This is a genomic window from Bacteroides gallinarum DSM 18171 = JCM 13658 (assembly GCF_000374365.1).
GTDB lineage: Bacteria > Bacteroidota > Bacteroidia > Bacteroidales > Bacteroidaceae > Bacteroides > Bacteroides gallinarum.
In genome coordinates, this window is sequence record NZ_KB894168.1 from 1 (window position 1) to 25,954 (window position 25,954).

A 25,954-nucleotide genomic window follows, 5' to 3' on the forward strand; every position below is an offset into this window, starting at 1 on the left:
CCTGTGGATTTTCTTTGGAATACATACGGCAAATGCCGTACTGATGATAGACAAGATCAGGAACAGGACGGTGAAAGCGGCATGATATGATTTTACAGGCAGAGGCAGAAGATGTCTTCAGACTTCTTCCCGAGCGTCATGTCTTGTAGGGTAAGATTGTGTGAGAAATTACAGGAATAGGACTATAAAAATGGCATATGAAGTGAGTATGCTCTATCATCTTCATATGCCATCTTGATTTTTAGGGACATTTACTGAATATCCCTATAAAGCTGCTCTCTCATTGTTCCCGACTATCCCCCCCCATTGGGATATGAAAGTATAGGCTTTATTCTCTTATCACCCATTTTATGGTACAATCTGAAATCATAATCAGGCTCGTATTAATGTCCGAAACGTGATGTATCCACACCTTTAACTTCTTGTTTTTTATAACCACCGAAACGGTATGTGAAGTTCAGAGATACTGTACGCGTATAGAATCCGGGGTTCATATCCAGATACTGTCCTTTAAAGCGAACCTTCATATCCGGCATACTGGAGTTGAATATATCATTGCAACGTACAGTAAGCGAACATCTGTCTTTGGCAAAGTTCCATTTCATTCCGGCTGTGAGGTTGAATGAACTGGCGAGGTCCAATGTTCCCTGAATGAAAGGTGTCTGTATGTTTCCTGTCAATTCGAATGAAAGGTTCTTGCCGACCTTGAAGGTATTGTCAAGTGTACCGGCAAACAGCCATTTCTTGCGGTCAAATGGCACATCAAAGAACTGGTTACACTTCTGCCGTGCCTGCATACCTACAAGTGTGAGCCTTGCATCGTACCAGTTTCCTATACTGAACGGTAGAATGACATTTACACCTATCATGCGCATATAATTCCAGTTTGTGTTTTTGTATATCAATGCCAGACGGTCTGTTGCCTGATAAGGTGTCTGGGCAAAGTAATCTGATGTATGCATATAGAATAAACCGAAGATGTATTTCTGTTTCAGTATATATGTACCGTTCAGATTATAATTTGTCATAGGACGCAATCCCGGTGTTCCCTGAAGCTCAGAATATCCGTTCAGGTATGTAACGGACGACTGCATATCCCAGTAACCCGGATATGTTTTATCTGTTGATAGGGATAGCTGGAAGGTATGTTGCGGACTTTTCAGATATGTCAGTGAGGCTTGCGGATAGACCGCCCATTTGTGGTAGTTTCCGATAGTGTAATATTCTCCTGTGGCAGAAACGGAAAATGAAGTTCCGGTCGCCCAGCTTTTACTCAATGAGAAATAAAAATTAGTTGTCTGCTCGTTCAGCCTTGCCACTGTATTTTCAGGTTTTATATTACCTGTAACATTATTGTAAGTCTGAAAATCATAATCTTTTGCATAGCGATAGGAAACTCCATAACCTATCCCCCAGTTATTTGCCAGATTATGTTTTTGGTCTGCATAAACCGAATAACGGTCTATACGCTGACCGCCAATCAATGTGTATGAGTTTTCACTTTTGTCAGAGAGTTGTGTAAACATAGCCTGGTTATTGTCTGAGGTATAACGTGTATAATCACCGCCTACCTCCAGACCGATACCCGAACTATATCGCACTGTTATATTATTCATCTTATTATCCGTAAACTTATCAAGGTCGGATTGCTGAAAACTTCCGTCTGCTATACTACGGCTATGCCCATTGGGTGTAAAGTTTCCTGTATATGCTACATCCAGGTGATTCTTTTCATTGATGTTATACTCCAAAGCTGTCCTCACATTATGCATCCAGCTTTTGGAACTCAGTTTCTCATTCTGTGTTATTTCATATACATTGTTGTTCAATGCGTGCCTGGAAAACAGGTCTGTATATTCCATTGTCCTGATATTGTCTGCTCCATACATTATATCCAAAGTAACTTTTGGAGTGGACAGGCGGAAATTTCCATTTACACCGCCACTACTGAAATATCTGTTTTGATAATTGGTACTCAACTCGCCCTGAAAGGAATAGTCGTGTGAGCGTTTCGTTACCACATTGATAACGGCTCCGCGTACATGGAGTTCCGGAGGGGCACTGTACATGACTTCCGCTTTTTCCACACGATTTACAGGAGTGCTTCGCAACAATGTTTCCAGTTGCCCAGGTGTCATGGTGGTAGGCTTGCCGTTCATTATTATTGTAAGAGAACTTGCTCCGGCAAGAGAAAGTGCTCCGTTGTTTTCCTGCACTCCCGGCAGTTTGGTTATGGCTTCGTAAGCATTGTTTACAACTTGCTTTTCCGATAATACAGAAAGGTCATAGCCAAGCCGTCCGTTTTCTACCTTAACTAACGGTCTTTCTCCCTTTATAACCACTTCGTCCAGATTGTAATCTTTCTGCTCCAGCGTGATGATACCTGCATCTGCTGTTTGTCCCTTTACCTGTTTGACATGATAAAGCAAATGCTGGATTATGAGCAAATAGCTGTCCGATTCCTGCTCAAGCACAAATGTACCGTCCGGAGCAGATATGGCTGCTCCTAAATAAGTTGAATCCGGTTGTTGCATGACGATAGTCGCACCTTCTACCGGTTGTTGTTTGGTATCTATTATTTTTCCTGTTGTCTGACTCCATAGCGAAACAGAAGTGCATATGGAAAGCAATAAACCTGATATAATTTTAATTTGCTTCATTTATCTCTGCAATAAATTCAACTGTTATGGCGGTGTAAAGGTATGAAAAAAGAGGTTGTGTCATGGCGACGCAACCTCTTTTTCTCGTATTCCAATAGAATAGTTCTTGTGATTTGCCTATATACCTGTAAACTTACATGTTCCCGGTTGTCATTCTATTATCGGTACATCTATATCCTCGTTCTCCTCGTTCCAGTTGTCGACAGTAAAGTCGCCGGAAGATTCCTCGGAGAAAATATCGCCCAGGCTCAAAGTCAGTGTCAGTTTCGTATTGGCATTGAGCGGGGCGCTCATTGTCTGCTTAAACGTTTTCACGTTCCCGTTTTTCAGCATGATTGTCAGTTGAAATTCGGGTTTACCGGCAGAGGGGAATAGCATGACCGTGTTATTGCTCATTTGCGTGCCGTCTATCGAGCGTACCAACGGGAAAGCAATGGTGCGCGGTTTGCCTTGCGGTTCCCCGGTAAAATAATTGAGCTCGCTATAAATATTGGTAACACGTACGGACACACTGGCTATGCTGGAACTCAGTACGGCATTGTCTTTGTCTTTTAAGATAACTTTCAGACCGGCTACCACCCGTTTCAAAGAAGCCTTGAGGTTTTCACTTCCGATTTTTATCGGCTGCATGGCATATACCAGGTCGTATACCGGATAATAAACGGTATCGGAAGGTATCTGAAACAGGCTGATAGATTGTTTGGACATGTCTATTCCTATGCTGTGGGCGGCTTCGTGTACGGCAGGGCTGGCATAAATAGGCTCCTGGTATTTGGGAGTTCCCCAGAAAATCATGTTATAAGTACCTGTCGGCAAAGAAATTTCCCTGTTAATGGCATCATTGTAGAAAGTGCCGTCTTTCACTTGGTAAAAGCCATAAAAAGGAGAGAGTTTTCCTCTTACATAATTCCCATAGTAAATAGAACTGTTTGCGTTGCACGGTACAACTGTCAGGATGCCGGTCAGCGGGCTTTGTCCGTCAGTATTGTTAACACTCATTTCCATTCGCGGACTGATAAGATACGGACTGTCCATGCCGTTATTCTCGTCATCGTCCGAGCAGCTTGCGATTATAAAAGCAAGGCTCATTAGTACAATTAGTTTTTTCATTCTTTGTTGAGTTTTAGATTATTCCCATAGATAACATTTTGGAGATGAAATAGTTCTGCGCATTAAAAGAAAAATGTAAAAACACTATGGCATTTTTTCCGTATTTTTGCGAATAATATAGAGAAATAATCCGCGATGAACCATATATTGCTTGCACTGAAACGCCCTTTCATTTGGCTGTACCGCTTCCGCCACCGTTGCGGTTACGGGGTACACTCGCCTTTTGCCTTCAACCTGATTACACACGTAATCTATGAAACCGCTCCGTATTACAAATACAAGGAATTGGCCGCCGCACAAAAGAAACTTGCCGTACAGAAAGGCAGGACATGGAATTACGAATCCGTAAAAGTAAAGCGGCTGTTGTTCCGCCTGGTTAATTATGTGCAACCCGGTACGATTATAGACGCCGGCATACCGGCCGCTTCTTCTCTTTACCTGAAAGCCGGTAAGGAAGGAGCGGATTATACCTCGGCCTCCGAGTTGTCCGAACTCTTTTTGGAGAGCGGTACATCTGTCGATTTCCTGTACCTGCACGATTACCGCCGTCCGGAGTTCGCGGAAGAAGTGCTGCGTATCTGTATCGGCCGCACTGCAAAAACATCCGTTTTTGTAATCGAAGGCATTCATTATACATCGCAGATGCGTTCTGTCTGGAAACGCGTCTGCCGACACGAGAAGGCAGGTATTACTTTCGACCTTTATGACCTCGGTATTATTTTCTTCGATAAAACCAGGATAAAACAAGACTATATTGTCAACTTTTGATTACCTTTAGGCGTTTCAAAGGAAAAAAGACCATTATGAAGAAAAGCCTTGTATATACAAAGACCGGAGATAAAGGAACTACTTCCCTTGTTGGCGGTTCCCGTGTTCCTAAAACCCACATCCGTCTTGAAACCTACGGTACGGTGGACGAGCTGAACTCCAACCTGGGGTTCCTCATTACTTATCTGGCTGACGAGCGCGACAGGCAGTTCCTCCGACAAGTCCAGGATAAGCTGTTCGCAATCGGCTCGTACCTTGCGACCGACCGTGAAAAGACCCGGCTCAAGGAGGTGAGTATCCTCACTTCGGAACAGGTAGAAGCGATAGAACATGAAATAGACCGGTTGGACGATATGCTGCCTCCCCTATCTGCTTTCGTCCTTCCGGGAGGTTGCCGCGGAGCTGCCGTCTGCCATATTTGCCGTACCGTCTGCCGCCGTGCCGAACGCCGTATTCTCGCTTTGGCGGAACAGGTGGAGATATCCCCGGAATTATTAGCTTATGTCAACCGTTTATCTGACTATTTGTTCGTTCTTTCGCGGAAAATGAATCAAGACGAGAAAAAAGAAGAAATATTTTGGAATAATAGTTGCAAGTGAAATATTTTGTTATACTTTTGCCGAAAAATAAAGATAGGACTTAATATTCACAATTTTAATACTTAGAAACTATGTATTGGACATTGGAATTGGCATCTAAACTGGAAGATGCCCCTTGGCCGGCAACTAAGGACGAACTGATAGATTATGCCATGCGTTCGGGTGCTCCGCTTGAGGTTATTGAAAACCTGCAGGAAATGGAAGATGAAGGCGAGATTTATGAAAGTATTGAAGATATTTGGCCTGATTATCCCAGCAAAGAAGATTTCTTCTTCAACGAGGAAGAATATTAACAGCTTTTGGATAGGATAAATAATTAATTATCAGCGCGATAAACAAAAATAATTTGTTTGTCGCGCTGGTGCTTTAAGGTCTTTTAAGGTATGGTTTGTTTGTCTAAATTACGGTTTTTCCTCTCAAAATCGGATTTTGTTTGTCTAAAATACATTACCTTTGCTTCTCCTCAGGAATATTAAAATAGGAGGAAAAAGCGTATGGGAAGACCAAAAAGACTATATCCGTTGGGTAAATATCGTCTTCGCACTCCGAAGGTGATAGATAAAGAGAAAGCCTATCCTATTGAGTTGGAATATACTTGGAACAGGCAAATAATCCGTAAGACTACAAATGTCTTTGTTAAAGTTGCAGACTGGAATCAGAACGGTAATCAGGGACGAGGTGAAATTCGTGTTAGTTATAGTAGTGAATTTAAACGGCTCAATCAACTCTTGTTGTCACGTGTTGAGCGTATAGATTCTCAACTGGCAGAGTATAACGAGAAACATCCTAATCAGATTACTGCAGATGTTATATCCGGTTTCCTCTCAGACAAACCTCTTTCACGTCGTGATCAAGGAAAAGATTTTGTTGAATTCACATTGGAGCATCTTTCTTCCGATTATTCAAGAAATAGAATAGGAAGGAGCCGATATGAGAACGGAAGAAGCTGCATGAATATCTTCCAGACTTTTTTAAGAGCTACCAAGCAGGCGACCTGTGGAAACGATTCTATCTATGTGGGTGATGTAACACCTGAATTGTTGGATAGTTATATTGCTTGGCGTAGAGAAGTCAAACAGAATACAGATGCCACGATAAACCATTCACTGACACCGATATTGAAAGCTTGTGCTTATGCATGTGAAATGAATATCATGGAACCCGCTATAAATGCGAGGATTCAAGATATGCGTATCATTACCAAAACTTCATTATCTGAGGAAGAGAGTGAATTTGACGGTAAGAGTTTGAATAAAGAACAAATGCAGGCTCTCATGGAATATTATAAAACCTGTCAGGAACCACGCAGAAAAGAGTTTCTTGAAATGTTTTTCTTTGCTTTTCATGCTTGCGGACTTCGGGTTGTCGATGTAATGACATTGCAGTGGGGACATGTAAATTTTGAAAAGAAAGAATTGAGGAAGATTATGATAAAGACAAACAAACGTCATGTGATTCCTCTTACAGAGCCTGCTATACATATTTTGAGACAGTGGCAAGAAAAACGTGAAGGCTGCCGCTATGTGTTTAATCTGGTAAAGGAAAATCTGGAACTTGATGATGAGGAAGCTCTTTATAAGGCTCGTAATAACGCAACCAAATGTATTAACCAGTCTTTGGCAGTGGTTGGAGAACAGATTGGGTTGCCTTTCAACTTGTCAATGCATGTGGCCAGACATACATTTGCTGTTTTTGCTTTGAATAAAGGCTTGTCTATGTCTGTAGTCAGTCGTCTTCTTGGACATGGAAGTACGGATGTCACAGAGAAGGTCTATGCCCGCTTCCTTCCGGAAACATTGTCCTCGGAAGTGGCACGTCTAAAAGATGAATTTGCTTCACTTGAGATAATATAATGCTCATATTTAATTTATAATATACTTCTGTATACTTTTCTAATAATAGATATCTTTAAGAGAAATAGTATGTAGTAAGATTGTTTGATTATAGACTACTTTAATGCTTTTTCTGCGTTGGAATTAAATTGCAGATATTATTGTATATATGTAAATTAAAAAAAACTATAAAGCAACAATTAATTTTGGATTTTGATTTATACTTTGTTTACTAGAATGTTGAAAAAAGAGTAGTAATATGTAGTAAATTCAATATTATTTCCTACCTTAGAGACGGAAGAATATTATAAACTTTAATATCAAAGAATTATGAGTAAATATAATACAAAAGGGTATTATGATGACCCTGAAGAAGATGATGAAGATTACTACTCTCCAACAGATTGGGATAAAGATTCTTTTGAATCTGATGAAGATTATGAAGATCGAATTCAAGATCAAGAAGATTATCTTGACAGCTTTAATTAAATTAAAAAATCTAAGGATATTGTAATTTCCGCTCTCTAATTTTAGAATTATGTAGTAGAGGTGATTACAATATTCTTTTTTATGTAGGTTTGATATGAAAAATATCTATAGTTAATAGTTTGTCAATGATAAATTCTAGGCCTTTTATAAATTAGAATCTTATAAACTGCTTATTTTCTAATAGGTATTTTGAGTTTCATATGAGTCAATGTATAACATTTGCGGAAGGGTAAATAAATTAATATTAAATGTTTGATCTCAGATTGATATTATAGTATTTTTAGTTCTGAACAAATAATTGAATGTGTTTTTATGTTAAGAGTAATATTCTTGATTATTGGTATTTGTGTCATCATACTTGCTTTATCTTTTGTTTTTAAGAAACATGCAAGAACGATACTTTGGTCAAGTGCAATAACTTTATTCGCCGGTACTCTATTACTTATCGGAATTGGGGTTATAAATCCTGTTGGTGAGGATAAAACCGGTTCTGTAGAATTTTGGGGTGCTATCATCACTTTGATTTCTGGAGCAGCTTTAGCTTTCTGTGCGGAGAAACTAAAAGAGAAAAATAATGGAAAAATAACCGAAGTGAAAAATGAAGCACTCATTGAGGATTCTAAACAGGAGGAAAATCCCGTATGCAATGAAGGAGAGGTCGTTTTGCCGAAAATATTAGATACAGATACAGCCAGAAAAGTTTTTGCCAAGGCAATAGAAGCCGGATATATTACGGAATGTGGCAGCTTTTATAAATGGAATAATTCAAAGGTTCTTCTGGCATATATGTGTGGTAGAATATATTGTGGAGACAAACCGAATTATTCTAAAATAGAAGAAAAAACGTTCTGGAAATTCGGAAGACAAGATATGTTCCCAGATGCTGAATTAAAAGTTTTGTTTCAAATACAAGATTTGGGACAGTCAAGAGCTAATAGAAAAGATGCAATAGTCCCATTTAAATCAGAAGAAATAGATAAATTCTTTGAGTAGCAGGTGTGCTACTCTTTTTTATTCATTATCAGTAAGTTGTGATTCCAATCCTAACTTCATACTAATACCAGTCCTAACCTATCCTAATCTATCCTAACATCATCCTAACATATTAGTCTAACTTATCCTAACTTTTAAGCCCCTAAGGACTTGCTAAATTCGCAGTGGTTACGGACGATGTGCACAATCGTACCGTGACAAATACCCGGCTTAAGATCCGAATGTGCATAAGGAAGTTTAAGCCATAAAACTGTAGAATATGGCTGAAATTAAATTAGAAAAAACTCCGTGCGATCGAGAACTCATAGAAAAGATTTTCGCCATATTGGAAAAGCATGAAAAATTATTGCCGCAGTTTTTGTCAGACAAACATAAATTGTATGATAATAAAACTTTGATGGCAAAATTAGGGGTAAGAGAGAAGTATCTGAAGAAGTTGCGTGACAACGGTTATCTCGGCTACTCGCGTGAAGGTGATAAATATTGGTACACGCAGGAAGACGTGGACCGCTTTCTGCGTCGTTTCCATTATGAAGCTTTCGCTATTGGCGATGAACTTCCAAAACAGGAAGGAGGTGGTTATGTTTGATACTCTTCATTTGACCAACATGCTTCGTTTGGAAGTGGAAAGTATTCCGGAAACAGGTCTTCCATTGGATGCCTTTCCGGACAAAATACAGGAGATTATCCTCAACCTTGCCAGATACGAAAATTTTAATGTGGAATATACTGCGTCTATTATTCTGTCTGCCGTTGCTACTGCAATAGGTAATTCTTGTCATATCCGTATAAAGGGAGAGTGGAAGACTTGCCCTTCCCTTTATATGATGTTGGTAGGTCGTCCCGGACTTGGAAAGACTCCTCCTCTAGGTTTTATTTATAAGCCGATAAATGAGTATGATGACCGGCTGCATGAGAAATATAACGAGGAATACGATGAATATGAGAGAGCCATGTCAGCAGGTAAGCACGGTACTGACGGGGAAGAGCGGTTGCTCAAAAAGCCTAATTTTATAACTACTGTCATTTATGATTCTACTCCTGAGGCGATGATGAATATTCATCAGCATAATCAGCGCGGAATAACATTGGTAGTTGATGAAATTTTGGCTTTGTTCAATTCCGTCAAAAGGTATAATAGCAAGAACAACCTAATTGAAGATTTGCTGACAGCTTATAGCGGACAGCCGTTAAAGATTATCCGCAAGTCAGAATCACGTCTTGTTCTAATCAAGAATCCATGTATAAATGTCATCGGTTCAGTACAGACAAATATGCTGCAGGAAGTCTTCCGTACAGAATTCCTTGCCAACGGATTGCTTGATCGCTTTCTGTTTGTCTATCCTAAAAACCGGAAGATATCCGGATGGAGACGGGAAGAAAGAAATACACTCCGTCCTGACATCATGAATCAATGGAGAACAATAGTCAACAGAGTTCTCAGTATCCCTTGTATTCTTGATGACAAAGGAACAACGGTAAATCCACGTATCCTTACAATGTCTGATGATGCGGAAGAATGCTTTTATGAATGGTATAATGGAATCATTGATGCAGTAAATGCCATTGAGGACGATGCCGATGTTGAAAGCCGCAAGATGAAGCTCAACGGGCATGTAGCACGTCTTTCCCTATTGTTCCAAGTAATGAAATGGGCTGCTGATAGTGGCGATATGCAATATGTCGAACAGGATTCCGTGGAATCAGCAATCCGTATGATTGATTATTACGAGGAAACATACCGGAGGATTCAGGAAACCATTGTCGCAAACAGTATTGGTGAAACGAAGGAAGCTTGGCTTTCCCTGCTAGGAGAGAGATTTACTTCTGGGGATGCAGTTATTGCCGGTAGAAAAGTTGATATATCCAGACGATCTGTTTATTATGCGCTTGACCAATTGTGTCGACTTCAGCACCCTCTTATAGAGAAGCTTCAGCATGGAGTTTATCGTAAACTTATGACAGAAAACACTGATGCACCTTGCACTATTGCACTTTCATCCCGTCAAGATACTGTGCAATCTTCTCAAAGTGCAAAAGTGCAGAGTGCAACAACACTTAAATCAGAAAACCATGGGTGAATACAGATTTCATTTACAGAGATACAAACCAGGAACAAAGACTACTTGTCCGAGTTGTGGTAAAAGCCGATGTTTTGTCAAGTATATTGATGAATTGGGCAGCATTATCTTTCCAAACAATGTCGGTAAGTGTGATCATGAGAACAGTTGTGGCTGCCACTATACACCCAAAGAATATTTCAAAAATAATCCTGATAAATTGGAAATGAATGTGGATAATGGTAAGCCTCTGCTTTCAGCCTCTTATAAGTCTGTAGATAAAACATCCGTTTGTATTACCCCTTCGTATATTTCTTCATTTTATGTGTTAAGGAGTCAGTCACATTATTCAATAAACCCTTTGTATCAATATTTCTGTCGCGTATTTGGTGAAAGTGAGACAAACAGGTTATTTGACATGTATCGTATAGGAACATCTGCAAAATGGGGAGGTTCAACAGTCTTCTGGCAGATAGATATAAACGGACAAGTAAGAACCGGTAAGGTAATGTGCTATAATGCCGAGACTGGTCATCGGGTTAAAGAGTCTCAGGCTTTTGTCAGCTGGGCACATTCCGAGTTGAAGTTACAGGATTTCCATTTGAAGCAGTGTTTGTATGGAGAATATCTTCTAAAAAAATCATCGTCTCCGGTAATGCTGGTAGAAAGTGAAAAGACCGCTGTTGTAATGAGTCATTTTATCCCCGATTATATATGGCTGGCAACAGGTGGAAAGAACGGTTGTTTCAACAGTGAAGCTATGCAGGTTCTCAAAGGCAGGGAAGTTACTCTCATCCCTGATTTAGGAGCAACTGAACAATGGAAAGAAAAGTCTGCTTTGTTAGCAGGAATATGCAAGTGGGTTGTTGTGTCCAATGTCTTGGAATGTACATCCGATGAAGAACAACGCAGCCAAGGATTGGATATTGCAGACTTCTTTTTGTATTCACCATCAAAAAGGCAGATACTCCATCAGATGATACAACGTAATCCAGCATTGCAGTTACTTATTGATGAATTTGATCTGGAACTTATTGAATAGTAAAGGAACTTGTTCCATGGATTTATAGAAAGTCCATAACACAATAAGGACTTTTTGCCTACAGGCAATAAAGTCTGGTCATTGTCTGGCATTACAGACTGGTTAAGGAGCAAGCTCCAATAATGAATAAACACATATTGGAAAGACATTTATGAATACAGATATAAAACAGGCCATGCATGTCGAAGCTGCAAAATCATTGAATGCAGCCGAGGCTAATGAAAACGAAAGACGTTGGAATGAAACAAAAATAGATAGGAAGAATGAGGATTCTACTAACCATTATGACAAGACTAGAATGAAGTTGAATTTTGAAATAGGTCCTGATGGAAAAATATATCCGTTGGGATATCATCCGAAGTCTCTTGATGTCGGATTACAGGAAAGGCTTTCAGAACTTGGATGGAAGCCATTTAAGCCTGACAGTAAGATTCAGCCGAATTGTTGTGCTCGATTCTTATTTGGCGGTAACCATGATCGTACACTTCAGATGGCTTTCGGCAGCCAGATTGTAAACCTGGAAAAGAATGCCGACAATAGTCATTTACGTAGATGTGAAGAAGTAGAGCTTTGGGCAAAGGACGTTTATGATTGGTGTTCTCGTCGCTATGGTAGGGAAAATATTATCGGATTTCAGGTTCATTTGGATGAAACTTCACCTCATATTCATGCTTTGATTGTGCCAGTGGGTGTACGCCCAAAAAGTGGACGCGAATGTGTCATGTGGTCTGCTAAATTTGGGAAAGACAGGTATGAATATGGAAAAATATTAAAGGATATGCATACTTCTTTATATGAAGAGGTTGGAAGTAAATACGGTCTGGAACGTGGTGATAGTATTGAAGGTCGTAACGTAAGGCATTTGAATAAACGTGATTATATCCGAAAGTTGACAAAAGAGGCAAAACAAGCGGAGAAGGCTGTTAAGGGATTGCAGACAATGATGAGAAAGTTGGAGTCGCAGATATCCAGTTCTCAATCACAACTTAAAGAAATTGACAAGTCTTTGACTTCTGGTAAAATGCTTCTTCGGGAATATGACTTTCAAAAGGCTAGGATACAGAAACAGATTTCAGAGTATCAAATCAAACTTGAAGACAAGGCATGTAAGCTTCATGAAAAAGAACAAGCTTTGGGCAGATTAACCAAAGATCTTGAGATGGCAGGTTCCGTAATACAGCCATTCCGTAACCATAAAGTTGATTTTGAACCGCCTCGTATTTCAGGAAAGGTTCCTTTGTTTGGTACTGACAAGTGGATTGAAACTCAAAATCAGGAGATAGCTAAACAATTTACTTCTACGATTCGTAAGTTAGAAACTCTTTATAGGAATGAAGCTGAACGCCAAGTAAAGATTGCACAACATAATGTATTGGCAGACTATGGCGAACTTAATAAATTGAGAAGAGAAGTTAAGATGTTATCTGAAAGTAATGATGATTTGAAATCAACTTTGGAAACAATACTTGACCAATTGTCTGTTCCATCTTTCCGTTCTCAAATATTTGCCATTGCTGATGCACTTTTAGGGGGAACAACGATTACTGTTTCTTCAGGTGGAGGAGGTTCTACTTCCGATCTTCCTTGGGATGGACGTAAGCCGGATGAGGACGAAGAGACATATCGTAGGAGATGTTTGTTGTTTGCGGTAGGGGTGGTGAAGAGGCAGAATGGAATGAGAAGTTATAGAAGACGTTAGTCTATATAATTATGTTTGCTTGATACTTTCTACATTTATGTGTAAATTTGCACATAAATGTAGAAATGTTTTCTATGGAAAAGAAAGTATATAAAAATAGAATTCGTGTGGTGCTTGCAGATAAAATGGTTACTAAGACATATTTGGCAGAACAGCTTGGAGTGTCAAAGATGACAATAAGTCGATGGTGTACCAATACGACACAACCGAGTGCTCCACAGTTGATTGAGATCTCTCAGATATTACAGTGTGATTTGAAAGATTTATATGAACCATTTGATTAGTTGACAGAATTCTCATATATAGGTAGACTTAAATATTAAGAATGAAACAGATAACAACAAATTCTATAATAGGATGTGGTGATTGTTTGAAATTGATTAAACAATTACCAGATAAATCGGTTGATTTAATATTAACTGACCCACCATATAATTTAGGCCTTTTTATGCATAAAAGAGGGACGAATATAAAAGGAATGAGAAATAATCATTTTGCATATTCGGGTTGGGATGATATGGAGTATTCCCAATGGAGTAGAGTAATGAAAAAGTTTATGAAAGAGTGTGCTAGGGTACTTAAATCAAAAGGCTCACTTATAATGTTTATGTCAATAATGAAGGTTGAAACAATTATAAAATTAGCTACTGATGCTGGCTTATATTATAAAACTGTTGGCGCTTGGCATAAAACTAATCCTATGCCACGAAATATGAATTTACATTTTATTAATTCAATAGAACCGTGGTTGTATTTCATCAATGATGGACATACTGGAACCTTTAATAATAATGGAAAGCCAATACATGACTTTATAGAGACTTCAACCATTTCTGCTTCAGAACATAAATTGGGAAAGCATCCAACGCAGAAACCCAAACTGTTGTTACAACACTTTATAGAAATATTATCAAATGAAAAAGATGTTGTATTGGATCCTTTTATGGGGAGTGGAAGTACAGGAGTTGTATGTGAACTGTTGAATAGAAACTTTATTGGTTTTGAGTTGGATGAGAAGTATTATAATATAGCAACTCAAAGAATATTAGAAAAGAAATGAAAGTAGCTGATTTGTTTGCAGGAGTAGGTGGATTGTCTCAAGGTTTTCTCAAAGCTGGTTTTGAGATAGCTATTGCTATAGAATATGATAATGGAATAGCATTGTCATATAAGAAAAATCATCCATATACTGATGTCTATGCATCTGACATTTGTGATTTGGATTTTAAGGAGATACATAATAAACACCCACGGATTGATGTGGTAGTAGGAGGACCACCATGTCAAGGATTTTCTCAGAAAGGAAAACGTTTAAGTATTAACGATCCTCGAAATTTTCTTTTTAAACAGTTTATCCGTTTTGTTGAGGAGTTCTCGCCCAAATATTTTGTTTTGGAAAATGTTCCTAATATTATAACTACTGAGAATGGCTTTTTTAAAGATGAAATTATACATGCTTTTAACGATTTAGGATATGATGTATGTTGTGGTATTCTTAGAGCTGTAGATTTTGGTGTTCCACAAGACAGAAGACGTGCTGTATTTATTGGGCAGAAAGGAAAATTAGAGGTTGACTTCCCAAAGCCAAACGGTATTAAGAATACGGTTAAAGATGCAATTTCGGATTTACCAATAATATTATCTGGTGAGGGTAAAGAAAAATGTGAATATGATAAAGAACCAGAGTCTGATTTACAGAAAGATTTACGTGGAGATTCTGTGGTTCTATATAATCATGTTGCTACAAAACATAACGAAACAGCATTGCGAAGAATGGCTATGATTCCTATTGGGGAAGGTGGAAAAGTTCTCCCAGAGGAGGAACGTACTAAGTCTATTTATAGCGGAACTTATTGTCGTTTACTTGAAAATGATGTGGCTGCAACTATTACTACTCGTTTTGATACTCCATCATCTGGAAGGTTTACTCATCCGATATTAAATAGATGTATTACAACTAGGGAAGCTGCTAGAATACAAACTTTTCCAGATAGTTTCATTTTTTATGGTTCTAAAACCTCACAAATGAAGCAAGTTGGAAATGCTGTTCCACCATATTTAGCATATGCTATAGCTAAAGAGATAATAAAGAATGAATCAAATATTAATAATTAGTTATTATGGCAATATTACCATCTAAAATAGAGCAAAGGAGCGATCTGGATTGTCGTTTGGGAATAAAGTCCTCTTTAAATCATATTTCGTCTGTCGTAGCTCTTTCTTATCTTTTATATTGTGCTAATGATAAAAGTAATGAGATTGTATATGCAGATGAAGTAAAGCTATCAAATGGAAGAAAGAAACTTGTTTTAAAAGATTGTTATAAACAATGGATTATGGATAATTATACTGTTGATGAAGATTCTTTAGATAATAATCCATTGTTGACATCACAACTTGAGGCTCTACAAGTAGGTTTAGGGTTAATGTTTCATTTGGCTAAGATTTCTTTTGTTGATTTTCCAACAACTGATACAAAGGAAAGAACAGGTGGTGATCGATTCCGAAAAATCATGAAATTTGCATTAAATATGAAATTGTTAGATTTGTATTTAATGGCATGGCCTAATGATTTAATGAAGACTGAAATTATTTCATGGCTTAATAACTCACCGTCTGATACTGCTATAAGTGAGGGACTAAAACAAATTTTGACAGCTTTTTCAGAAGAAACCCAATATAAAATACGTGCTAATGGAGAAGAGGTAATATTTCAACAAATTGGAATTTATAATAATATATCCAATGAGGATGGTGTTATTGCAAAAGATGAACAAGAAGATGTTGGTCCTTTTAGAATCTTTAAATCATTTGTAAGAGAAGGGCTTCATCCGTTTCTATATTTAGAAAATAATGAGTTTCGTTGCAACAAGAGTGAAGAGTTAGATGTATATGATAAAATTGTTGAAACAACTCTTAATCTTTCTCCTAAAAAGACTGTGATATATCAAGAAGTATTAGACGATTTAAAACTCAATAATTCTGAACCAGACAATACACATCAAATAATTTACTATGGTGCTCCGGGAACAGGGAAGTCTCACAAAATAAAGGAACAATTAGAAGGTGTATCAAAAGAAAATATATTTAGAACAACATTCCATCCAGATAGTGATTATTCAACATTTGTAGGGGCATATAAACCGACTAGGGATGAACGTCCATTATATGGATTGTTTGGAAAAGAAACTGTAAGGTTGAAAGATGGTAAGGATTTGAGTGAAGATATCATTACATATAAATTCATACCTCAAGCATTCTTGAACGCTTATATGCAGGCATATAGGAAGCCTAATGAAAATGTTTATCTTATTATAGAAGAAATCAATAGGGGAAACTGTGCTCAAATTTTTGGAGATTTATTTCAACTTCTTGATAGAAATGAATCTGGGGTATCAGAATATACAATAAAAGCTGATGCGGATTTGAAAGTATTTTTGGAGGAAGAGCTTGGCAAAGATAAGCCTGGAATAGAGGATGGAGAGCTGTGCTTACCATCTAACCTGTATATCTATGCTACTATGAATACTTCGGATCAATCATTATTTCCTATTGACAGTGCATTCAAGAGACGTTGGGATTGGGAATATGAACCTATTAAGTATAAAAATACTGATTGGGTGATTGATGTCCAGAGTAATAAATATTCTTGGGTATCTTTCCAGAAGGAAATCAATAAGCGTATTTTTGAAGCTACAAGCTCAGAAGATAAAATGCTTGGTGATTATTTTGTCAATCCTAGTGATGGAGTCATCACTGAAAAAATGCTGTTAAATAAGATTCTTTTCTATCTATGGAATGATGTCTGTAAGGATGGTGAGGGAGATATTTTCAAGGTTAGTGATACAGATGATGTTTCTTTCTCTGAATTATATGGTGATGGAGGAAAACAGAAACTTGCTGATATGATGAATTATCTTGGAGTGAATCGTTTGCAAGAGTTCGTAGAAGAGGATGATGAGAATGATGACTCTGAAGAAGAAAATAATAGTGGTACAGGTAAAGATAAAACAAAATATGCAATAAATGGTAATGGCAAATACGCAAAGAAGAATCTTGCTACAGAATTAGTTAAATTATATGTGGAAAATAATCCTGAAATGTCAGCTTTAGATGTGGTTAGCAAATGGAAATCTTTAGGGTATTTTGTTTCTCATTTTATTGAAACTCAGGAAGATTATGATAAGAGGACGGATAAATCTCCAAGAGTTAATACAATACAATGCAATGGAGAAATTATCTATGTATCCACAAATGGATGGGGTGGACAAGGAATTATGGATAGTCTTATAAATGCTATACCAGAGGATTGGAATTTGAAGGTAGAAAAGTTATTATAAGTATTTATGCTATTATTCATAGAAGGCTACCCATATAATCTGAATGATACTGTCAGAGAAAATCTGACAGTCAGAGATGTGCTCAAAGATGTTGTGTCTGTTCCTGTAAAAGAAGACCAATATTCCTTTGGGTACGTAGGGTATTGTTATAGTAAAGCAGCAAAGGATGTAATTTTCTTTTTGCCAAAAGTCGTCTTGACCGGCGAGCAGAATGAAGAAAGTGGTGATGATACCATCTTCGGTGCATCCCCTCAGGAGATTATTGATTTTGAATCAGAAAAAATTAAATCAAAATTTACAGAAGAAGGATGTAAAGAATATAAGGAGTTTCTTTCTACGCTTTCTATTTGGGTATATAGGACTATAAGTGTATATAAACAGGCACACAATGACAATATACTTGAGAGCAAGGATTATCAGACGGAAAGCCGAGGCAGAAAGCAAAAGCATAACACCTTGCTTGATGTGATTATAGCGCTTAGAGACTTCAACAGAAATAACCAGAATTATTTCACGTTCATTGCCAAAAACGTACATTCCGGATATAACAGAATAAATTGGAGTAAGACTATTGTGTCATCACAAGCTTTTATTCAGAATGGAACTCCTGTTTACGTTGAGCCGGTAAACAGGAAGAAGATGGTTAATTTCGACGAGGAGCTGTTGGTCATTTATTTTTCTATATTGAATTATATATGTGAGACACACGGTTTTTCTTTTGAAATAAACATTCATTACCAGCTAATAAGTCCCGAAAAGCTGAAAAACACATACATAAAGAAAAATTTGGGGTGCAGACGGCTGAAACAGATTAAGTACAAATATTTTTCGGATAAGGCTTTAAGGATATGGGATTTGTGTTATGCTTTCTTTGACAGGGAGTACAAAATATCCATGAACAGAGAGGCAGAAGATTTTTTGCTTGCCAAGGATTTCGATCACATTTTTGAAGTGATGATTGATACTCTTGTCGGAGGTAATGATAAGCAGGAACTGCCTAAGGAGCTGACTGAACAGAAAGACGGGAAATTGGTTGACCATATGTTTATAGGACAGGGGCTTATTGAACAGTCTGATTTACTTGCTGATCAGACTTACTATATAGGTGACAGTAAATACTATAAGCGTTCTAAAAACGACAGGACATTTCTCGGTGAAAGGTCTGTTTACAAGCAATATACTTATGCGAGAAATGTCATACAATGGAATATGAACTTGTTTTTGGATAATGATGGAAATGATGGCCATCCGCAGTTAAGGGATGGGTTGACAGAGGGATATAATCCTATTCCTAACTTTTTCATCAGTGCAAGAATTCCGAATAGACGAAGTGGCGGAGCCAGATTCTTGTCTTTTGATGACAAGGAGTTGAGGTCTCAAGAAGGTGGTGTTCAGTTGAACCGTCAGTTTGAGAATAGGTTGTTTGACCGTGATACTCTTTTGTTGTGCCATTATGATGTGAATTTCTTATATATAGTATCGTTGTATGGTCGTAATAATAAAAGTTCTCAGACAGCATGGAGAGAATATGTACGTAAGGAATTCAGAAGTAAGATTCAAGATACTCTAAATAGACTATATACATTCAGAACTCTACAGCCGCGTGACGGTATGGACTGTTATCAGTTTATCCAGGATAATTTTCAACGCTTGAACGGAAAACTGTATCGCCCAAAGACAGATAGTCATTATTTGGTTCTTGCTTTGATGAAAGATGAAGATAGCGGTATATGGAAATCACTTGGTATTAAATCTGAAACTGTCGGAAAGGAGATTATTCAAAACAAAGAATTATTAGATACACTGCATACTCATTTCCATGTTAGTAACCCTTTTATGCTTGATAATGAATTCCAAATTGAAGGTATTGATAATGTCGGCACTCTTGATAAATTACCAAAGCCGGAGGTTAAGGATGTTCTGACTGGTTTAGTTCGGAGAGCAGATTCGGATTATACAAATTTCTACAATCATGCTGCGAAAACTTATACAATGGAAAAGATACCTACTTCTATTAATGTAATGGATATTAGATATTTTTTACCTATGGTTGGCGGAGATATTGACGGCTATTATAAAGTAGAGAAAGTATATTTTGGTTCAAAAGACAACAAACCATGTCTGAAACTAAATCTATCCTCATTTATTTTATTGGGTAAGGCGAGAGTTCCCATATATCGTATAAAAATGCAACCGGGAGAGTTGATTTCCAATGATATGATGGTAAGATTGTATGAACGAAGAATATAATACTGATAGAAAAACTATATTGATTTAAAAGCTTGATTATTATGAAAATAAAAAGAATATCAATTGAAAATTTCAGATCAATTAAACAGGCAAATATATTAGTTAGTGATTTTAATATATTTGTTGGTCAAAATAATTGTGGTAAAACAAATCTTTTTGAGGCATTAGAGTTTTTCTTTAATGGTTATAAAGGAAATATTCGGGAACTTATATTCAAGAGAAGTTCAGATTTAGAAATGTCTGTTGAAATAGAATTTTCTGATATACAAGACGGTTTGTCTAAAATGCAAAATGAAAAGAATAGGGCAACGTTATCTGGGAAATTAGGTAATGCTGATATTGCTTGTTTAAGACGTAGTAGTAAAGATGCAAAGAAAAGAAAATTGTATATTGATGGCAATGAAGTTGCTCCAGGTACAGGTTTTGATGCGGCATTAAATGATTTCCTTCCCAAATTTGAATATATCACAACAAAACAGTATTATGATTCTGTTGCCAAATATTCAAAAACAACGCCAATAGGTGCGATGCTATCTAATGTGTTAGCTACAATTTTACAGACAAATCAACAATACAGGGAATTTCAAGAGAAATTTTCTGCATTATTTGAGAGTGACGATTCTGAAATTAAAACTGAGTTTGATAGAATTGGTAATAATGTTAAAGTATATTTGGAAAAACAGTTCCCAGACACTTCAAAAGTACGTTTTGAAGTGACACAACCTGCCTTCGAAGATTTGTTGAAAAACTTTAATACAGATATTGATGATGGGATTGAAACATCTGCAGAGGAAAAAGGTGATGGAATGCAAAGGGCGTTGATGTTGTCAATTATTCAAGCATACTCAGATTTTAGAAAGCAAAATGAAGATGCAGGAAAATCTTTTTTGTTTTTGATCGATGAAGCTGAATTGCATTTACATCCTAAAGCACAAAGACAATTGAAAGAAGTGTTGTATGATTTATCAAAAGATACAGATCAAGTATTCATAAATACTCATTCTTCTGTTTTTGTAGCTGATAATTATGAAGGTCAATCTATATTCAAAGTAGAAAAATCCAGTGGGGAAACTTGTATTAGCAATGTAAATGAGTCAGAAAAACCTTATATTATATACGATTTATTGGGAGGTAGTCCTGCTGATTTATTGTTACCGAATAATTTTCTTATTGTTGAAGGGCAAAGTGAATTTGAACTTTTTACAAGAATAATCAAACGTTTTTATTCAGATAAGCCATCTATTCAAATTATACAGGCCCATGGGGATGTAGATCAAGCGGAAAAATCTATAAATGCAATAGAGAAATTATTCACACCATTAAATAATAATATTTATGGCAATAAATTGGTGATTTTAATGGATTGTCCAAGTGATCAAACTAAAGGTGGGGTGGATGATTTTAGAAAAAGATATAAACATCTTGATAAAAATACGCAAATTTTCATTTTAGATAAACGGGATATTGAACAATGCTATCCTAACCGCGAAGATGAGGTCTATGGCAATTGGCAGAAGACACAAGAACAGGTTGATGCAATGAATGGGAAAAAGAAGCAAAAACTGGCAATTAAGGTTGGTGACACTATTACAAAAGATGAGTTTGAAAATAGCATGACAACATGTTATAGAGCATTAGAAAGATGTTGGGAACTGTCTTTTAAAAAATTGTGACCATTTTACATGTATCTAAAGCACTAAACGTTTTTTAATTCATGATTAATTATGATATTGAATAGTAATTCATTAATTGGTGAAACTACTGCATACGACAAGAAACAAATGCTTGAAATCAAGCGGCCTAAAAGCTGGCTTAAGAGCGTGTCTGCTTTTGCTAATGGTGAAGGTGGTACATTGATATTTGGCATAAGTGATGATGATGAGGTTGTGGGGCTTACCAATGCTGAAAGTGATGCGGAAAGAATCAGTGAGGAGATAAAGACCAAACTTGATCCAGTGCCTGTGGTCAATCTTGAATACAAAGAGATTGATGGAAAGAGACTAATATTGCTGCATGTGTATTCAGGACAGGAAACACCATATTACTATATTGGAGACAAGCAGCGATTGGCCTTTGTGCGCGTAGGAAACGAGTCGGTTACGGCAGATCGTATTCAACTGAAAGCCCTTGTTTTGAAAGGATCCGGACGTACTTACGACAGTTTACCATCCAATTATAGATTTGAGGATATGGCTTTTTCAAAACTCAGATCTGTCCATTACAAACGGCTGCAACGTTCGTTTGATGACAGCGAGTTCGTATCATGGGGCATCATAGATGAAAACGGCAATTTGACAAATGCCGGAGCATTGTTGGCTGATGAATCTCCTGTACGACAGTCCCGTATTTTCTGTACACGTTGGAACGGTTTGGATATGACTAGTGGTTTGGGGGAAGCGATTGATGATGTTGAATTGGAAGGTTGTGTGATTGGTCAATTGCAAGATGCTGTGTCTTTTGTGAGAAATAACTCTCATAAGAAATGGTGGAAGGAGAACGACTATCGTGAAGAGCTTCCAGATTATCCGGAACGTGCGGTGACGGAAGCGATTGCGAATTGTATATTATGTAAACATTTACATAATATGCAGTATGTAAAGTCCCTCATTATGTAAAGTCTGTCGTCGTTCATATATACGTTATTGCTGTTATTCAGCAAATTAGTTACATAAAAACTTGGACAGACTTTACATAATATCAGAGCGTATTAGTATTTGGTCTGTAAGCTTTTGAGATAGCCAAGAAGGTTTTTGTTGTCTTGCCAAGACGTTTTACCTTCTTGTACTATTCCCGGATTCAGTTTGGACAAGGCTCTCTGTTTCATCCTTTCACTTGCTCTCGCATACACTTCTGTAGTGGTAGTAGAGGAGTGTCCAAGAAAGTCACGGATGTAAACAAGATTAATGTCTGCTTCAAGCATGTGCATTGCTTTTGAATGCCGGAAGCTGTGACATCCTATGTTGTCAGGAAACAAGTCCGGATATACTGTCCTCGCCTTTGCGATGTATTTTTTGACGATGTTCAGCACTGCCATTCTGCTCATTTTGCTTCCCTGAGGATTCGGGAACAATGGGTGACATTGGTTTTCCGGTCTATACAGATGCTTTTCTTCCATATACAGCTTTAGGTTTGTAACCTGAGTGGCCGAGAGTGGCACGATTCTGGCCTTGCCTCCCTTTCCATGAAGCTTCACAGAAGATGTCTCATCAAAGCGTAGGTCTGAAGGAGTGAGGTCTAATAGTTCCTGGACGCGACACCCACTGTCATAAAGCAAGCCGAGCATTACGAAGTCCCGTCTTCCCTTGGCTGTTTTCAAGTCCGGTTGTCGCAAAAGCAGTTTCAATGCTTCTATCTGCAGGTATGCCATTTCCGGCGAAGATGTTTTCTTGCACTTTATTGAGAGTATGTCCTGCCATTTTGCGAGCCCTTCGACATTCCTGTATTGAAGGTACGCGAAAAAAGAGTGTATGGCACCGAGACGGGCATTACGTGTTGATGTGCTGCATTTGCGCTCTTTTTGAAGCCAGGCGAGAAAATGGATAATCCGCTCTTTCGTAATCTCGGCAAGAGTGAGATTCTCGGGCCGGACAAGTTCCTCAGTCTCCATGTATCCAATGAATAGTGTAAAAGTGTAACTGTAGGTCTTCACTGTATTGGCGGAGTAGCCGCATTCGGATGTAAGGTATCTGCCAAGAAAGTCGGTGAGATGCCTTGCAAAATCAGTCGTCTTCATAGTCGGCATCCTCCAATGATTTCCCCAAATCGGGGAACACACATTTGTAAGCCTCGTCCATCTTCAGTAGCAGATGAGGGTACATCTCTTGCGTGAGTCGTACATAACGGTTGGTCGCCTCAATCGACTGGTGCCCCATGTAAGTCATCAGTACAGGAAGGGCGCAATAGAGGTCCTTGCCTTCTTCTGTCAGTTTCACTAGTGCATTGACACAAAATGTGTGGCGTAAATCGTGCAGGCGAGGCCCCACACCCCGGCCTCCATGCCCTATACCGGCGCGTTGCAACACTTGTCTGAATATCTCATAGACGGAACATTCGGTAAACTTCCGGCCATCGGCGGAGGTGAAGAAAGAATTGTCGGCCTCCACAGGAAGGCTGAGTTTCTGCTTATACGCCACCCAGTCCTTGCACACTTCCCTGAGGGACAGCGACATTGGGACTATACGGTCTTGCCCGTTCTTGCATCCTTGCAATTTTAGCACTCCATGCTCAAAGTTCACATCACCATGATTCAGTTTCAATGCCTCTCCGATTCGTATGCCTGTTCCATAGAGCATTCGTATAAGACTGGGCATCACGCATTTTACGGAGTACATGTAGTGTCTCGACAGAGTAAGTTTGTCACATTCACGGAAGATGGCGGCCATCTCCTGTTTAGTGTAGATGTGAGGAATGAAGTTGCCCTTATACTTTGGCAGTTGTGGCACGTATGACGCATAGCCGACCTTCTGTAAGTATGCAGAAAAGCCTCTCAGCATGCTGATGCGGCCATATCTGGCATTGTCTGATTCCATCGGGAATGGCTCTGCCCAAGCCTCTGCCAGGTCCCTGCTTATGCCTATCTCAGTCTCGCCCCGTTCGATTGTAAGCTGGTCAAAACGCCTGAGACGCTCTTCAGTCTCTTCCATCTTGTATCCGAGGGATCTCTTATGGCTGACATACTCCGAGATCAGCCCGGCATAAATGCCATGGTTTGGAATACGGTTAGCCATACAGATTGTCGTAGAATGAAGATGAAACGAATGGCACGTCAAGTGCACACTGGCGCAGCATATCCACATTTACCCTTGTGTAAACAGTAGTGCTTTCCGCTGTGGAGTGTCCCAAAATCTCTGAGATGACAGGTATCGGCTCGTTCACGCCAAGCAGATTGGTGGCAAGGCTGTGACGCAAGGCATGGGGGCCATGCTTTCTTCCTGTGGAGTCTATGCCGGCAGCCCTCATCCAGTCTGCGAGGTTTGAACCCAATCCGCTTGCCTTCATTGGCCCATACGGTGCTTGCGCCTTTATAAACAAGTATGGGAGTTTGATGTCCGGACGTCCATGACGGATATAGTCGATGATGGCACTGCCCACCTCTTCCGACAAGGGTAGCACAACCTTCTTCCCCGTCTTCTGCTGTATCAGGGATATACGGTTGCTTTCCCATTCAAGGTTGCAGAAACGCAACCCGATGATGTCGGAGATGCGTAACCCGTATCGTGCTGCAAGCAGCACCATGGCATAATCGCGTTTGCCTTGGGGGTGGGTCCGGTCAATGGCATTGATTACCGCATTGACTTCCTCCTGTGTATAAACAGAGGGAAGTTTCTTACGGATGCTCCCTTTCAGTTTGTACACATCCATCCAAAGGCACTCCCTGTTGTCTGGCAACAGGCCGTTGGTGCAAAGATAGCGGAAGAATACACGGATGGTTATCACCGTGTTGTCTCTGTCGATAGGATTCTTTGCCTTGTCCAATATGTCAAGGAACGCCATTGCGTCAGCGACAGTAAATTCTTTGATTGTCTTCTGAGTATCTGCAAGGTAGGCATACAGCGTATATATACGCTCCTTGTAACGTTGGATGCTCGACGGAGCCTTTAGGTGGCTCTGCTCTTCGATGAAGCTGGTGAACGGACTGCCCAACTCTCCTTCGTAAGTTATAACCTTGGGAAGTATATGGCTTCGTCTTACCTCTCCATAATCCGTCATGTCGCTAAGCACGTCTATGTGGCGGACCCGCTCCTGTTGACGGTGGGTCAGTTGCTTATAGGCTTTGTTCCCATGCCAATCATTAAGAAAGGCATCGCCTACTTCGCGACTGTATAGTTCATAACCATTGGCTTTCATAAAGCTGGCCAAATGATCCCATGTGTGGTTGTATCGTTTGATACATGTATCCTTGTACATCATTGTACGCAGATAGGCTTCCACACGAAGCCTGATGTCTGGCAGTTTTGACTGTATCATATAATATAGGTGGTCAATGAGATGACCGACACTATAATATATTATGTAAAGTCGTTATGTCAAGTTCTGAGGCTATGCTTTTGATAATCAAGACACATCTCTTAGGATAGTTGCAGATATTGACATAATGTAATTGTTTACATAC

Annotated in this window: 22 protein-coding genes; 17 read left to right on the forward strand and 5 right to left on the reverse strand. The window is 38.7% G+C overall.

Annotated elements, in window-relative coordinates:
• Positions 1-383: 383 nt before the first annotated feature.
• Together C233_RS0119370 and C233_RS0119375 are read right to left on the reverse strand one after the other, a co-directional pair.
• Complete coding sequence (locus C233_RS0119370) at positions 384-2,660, reverse strand: outer membrane beta-barrel family protein (protein WP_025069176.1); 2,277 nt, start codon at positions 2,658-2,660, stop codon at positions 384-386.
• Between the two features lie 150 nt (positions 2,661-2,810).
• On the reverse strand, positions 2,811-3,770 hold the full coding sequence (locus C233_RS0119375) for a FimB/Mfa2 family fimbrial subunit (RefSeq protein ID WP_025069177.1): 960 nt from the start codon (positions 3,768-3,770) through the stop codon (positions 2,811-2,813).
• Positions 3,771-3,905: 135 nt separating this feature from the next.
• Here C233_RS0119375 and C233_RS0119380 point away from each other — a divergent pair, with 135 nt between their 5' ends.
• The 17 genes from C233_RS0119380 (at position 3,906) to C233_RS22950 (ending at position 22,457) form a co-directional block, all read left to right on the forward strand.
• Complete coding sequence (locus C233_RS0119380) at positions 3,906-4,538, forward strand: hypothetical protein (protein WP_018669180.1); 633 nt, start codon at positions 3,906-3,908, stop codon at positions 4,536-4,538.
• A gap of 35 nt (positions 4,539-4,573) precedes the next feature.
• Positions 4,574-5,137 (forward strand): cob(I)yrinic acid a,c-diamide adenosyltransferase, encoded by a 564-nt coding sequence (locus tag C233_RS0119385; protein WP_025069178.1) that lies wholly within the window; start codon positions 4,574-4,576, stop codon positions 5,135-5,137.
• A 71-nt stretch (positions 5,138-5,208) separates the two neighbouring features.
• Complete coding sequence (locus tag C233_RS0119390; protein WP_002558131.1) at positions 5,209-5,430, forward strand: DUF2795 domain-containing protein; 222 nt, start codon at positions 5,209-5,211, stop codon at positions 5,428-5,430.
• Between the two features lie 201 nt (positions 5,431-5,631).
• Complete coding sequence (locus C233_RS0119395) at positions 5,632-6,990, forward strand: tyrosine-type recombinase/integrase (RefSeq protein ID WP_018669182.1); 1,359 nt, start codon at positions 5,632-5,634, stop codon at positions 6,988-6,990.
• A 309-nt stretch (positions 6,991-7,299) separates the two neighbouring features.
• Positions 7,300-7,458 carry a hypothetical protein gene (locus tag C233_RS24305; RefSeq protein ID WP_154656082.1) on the forward strand — a complete coding sequence of 53 codons (159 nt, stop codon included), beginning with the start codon at positions 7,300-7,302 and terminating at the stop codon, positions 7,456-7,458.
• A 312-nt stretch (positions 7,459-7,770) separates the two neighbouring features.
• A complete protein-coding gene (locus tag C233_RS0119405; RefSeq protein ID WP_018669184.1) occupies positions 7,771-8,451 on the forward strand; it encodes a membrane protein in 681 nt (226 codons plus the stop codon).
• A gap of 259 nt (positions 8,452-8,710) precedes the next feature.
• The gene (locus C233_RS0119410; protein ID WP_018669185.1) at positions 8,711-9,040 is read left to right on the forward strand and encodes a MerR family transcriptional regulator; all 330 of its coding nucleotides are present in this window, start codon (positions 8,711-8,713) and stop codon (positions 9,038-9,040) included.
• The gene (locus C233_RS0119415; protein WP_018669186.1) at positions 9,033-10,532 is read left to right on the forward strand and encodes a DUF3987 domain-containing protein; all 1,500 of its coding nucleotides are present in this window, start codon (positions 9,033-9,035) and stop codon (positions 10,530-10,532) included. The genes C233_RS0119410 and C233_RS0119415 overlap by 8 nt, the downstream gene beginning before the upstream one ends.
• Positions 10,525-11,553 (forward strand): DUF6371 domain-containing protein, encoded by a 1,029-nt coding sequence (locus C233_RS0119420; RefSeq protein ID WP_018669187.1) that lies wholly within the window; start codon positions 10,525-10,527, stop codon positions 11,551-11,553. The genes C233_RS0119415 and C233_RS0119420 overlap by 8 nt, the downstream gene beginning before the upstream one ends.
• A 151-nt stretch (positions 11,554-11,704) precedes the next feature.
• A complete protein-coding gene (gene mobV / locus C233_RS0119425; RefSeq protein ID WP_018669188.1) occupies positions 11,705-13,252 on the forward strand; it encodes a MobV family relaxase in 1,548 nt (515 codons plus the stop codon).
• A gap of 74 nt (positions 13,253-13,326) precedes the next feature.
• A complete protein-coding gene (locus tag C233_RS22935) occupies positions 13,327-13,536 on the forward strand; it encodes a helix-turn-helix transcriptional regulator (RefSeq protein WP_018669189.1) in 210 nt (69 codons plus the stop codon).
• A gap of 41 nt (positions 13,537-13,577) precedes the next feature.
• Entirely contained in the window at positions 13,578-14,312 is a 735-nt protein-coding gene (locus tag C233_RS22940; protein WP_018669190.1) for a DNA-methyltransferase, read from the forward strand.
• The gene (locus C233_RS0119435; protein ID WP_018669191.1) at positions 14,309-15,367 is read left to right on the forward strand and encodes a DNA cytosine methyltransferase; all 1,059 of its coding nucleotides are present in this window, start codon (positions 14,309-14,311) and stop codon (positions 15,365-15,367) included. Before C233_RS22940 ends, C233_RS0119435 begins: the two co-directional genes overlap by 4 nt.
• A gap of 5 nt (positions 15,368-15,372) precedes the next feature.
• The gene (locus tag C233_RS23300; RefSeq protein WP_018669192.1) at positions 15,373-17,592 is read left to right on the forward strand and encodes an McrB family protein; all 2,220 of its coding nucleotides are present in this window, start codon (positions 15,373-15,375) and stop codon (positions 17,590-17,592) included.
• Between the two features lie 6 nt (positions 17,593-17,598).
• Positions 17,599-19,842, forward strand: a complete 2,244-nt coding sequence (locus tag C233_RS0119445) for an LlaJI family restriction endonuclease (RefSeq protein ID WP_018669193.1) — start codon at positions 17,599-17,601, stop codon at positions 19,840-19,842.
• A 41-nt stretch (positions 19,843-19,883) separates the two neighbouring features.
• Positions 19,884-21,515: an ATP-dependent nuclease gene (locus tag C233_RS0119450; RefSeq protein WP_018669194.1), complete on the forward strand. Its 1,632-nt coding sequence runs from the start codon at positions 19,884-19,886 to the stop codon at positions 21,513-21,515.
• Positions 21,516-21,566: 51 nt separating this feature from the next.
• Positions 21,567-22,457, forward strand: a complete 891-nt coding sequence (locus C233_RS22950) for an AlbA family DNA-binding domain-containing protein (protein ID WP_018669195.1) — start codon at positions 21,567-21,569, stop codon at positions 22,455-22,457.
• Between the two features lie 92 nt (positions 22,458-22,549).
• Here C233_RS22950 and C233_RS0119460 read toward each other — a convergent pair whose 3' ends face one another.
• From C233_RS0119460 to C233_RS0119470, 3 genes are all read right to left on the reverse strand, one after another.
• A complete protein-coding gene (locus C233_RS0119460) occupies positions 22,550-23,575 on the reverse strand; it encodes a tyrosine-type recombinase/integrase (protein ID WP_018665808.1) in 1,026 nt (341 codons plus the stop codon).
• Positions 23,562-24,485 carry a tyrosine-type recombinase/integrase gene (locus C233_RS0119465; RefSeq protein WP_241217659.1) on the reverse strand — a complete coding sequence of 308 codons (924 nt, stop codon included), beginning with the start codon at positions 24,483-24,485 and terminating at the stop codon, positions 23,562-23,564. The genes C233_RS0119460 and C233_RS0119465 overlap by 14 nt, the downstream gene beginning before the upstream one ends.
• A 76-nt stretch (positions 24,486-24,561) precedes the next feature.
• Positions 24,562-25,809 carry a site-specific integrase gene (locus C233_RS0119470; RefSeq protein WP_039747134.1) on the reverse strand — a complete coding sequence of 416 codons (1,248 nt, stop codon included), beginning with the start codon at positions 25,807-25,809 and terminating at the stop codon, positions 24,562-24,564.
• Positions 25,810-25,954: the final 145 nt, after the last annotated feature.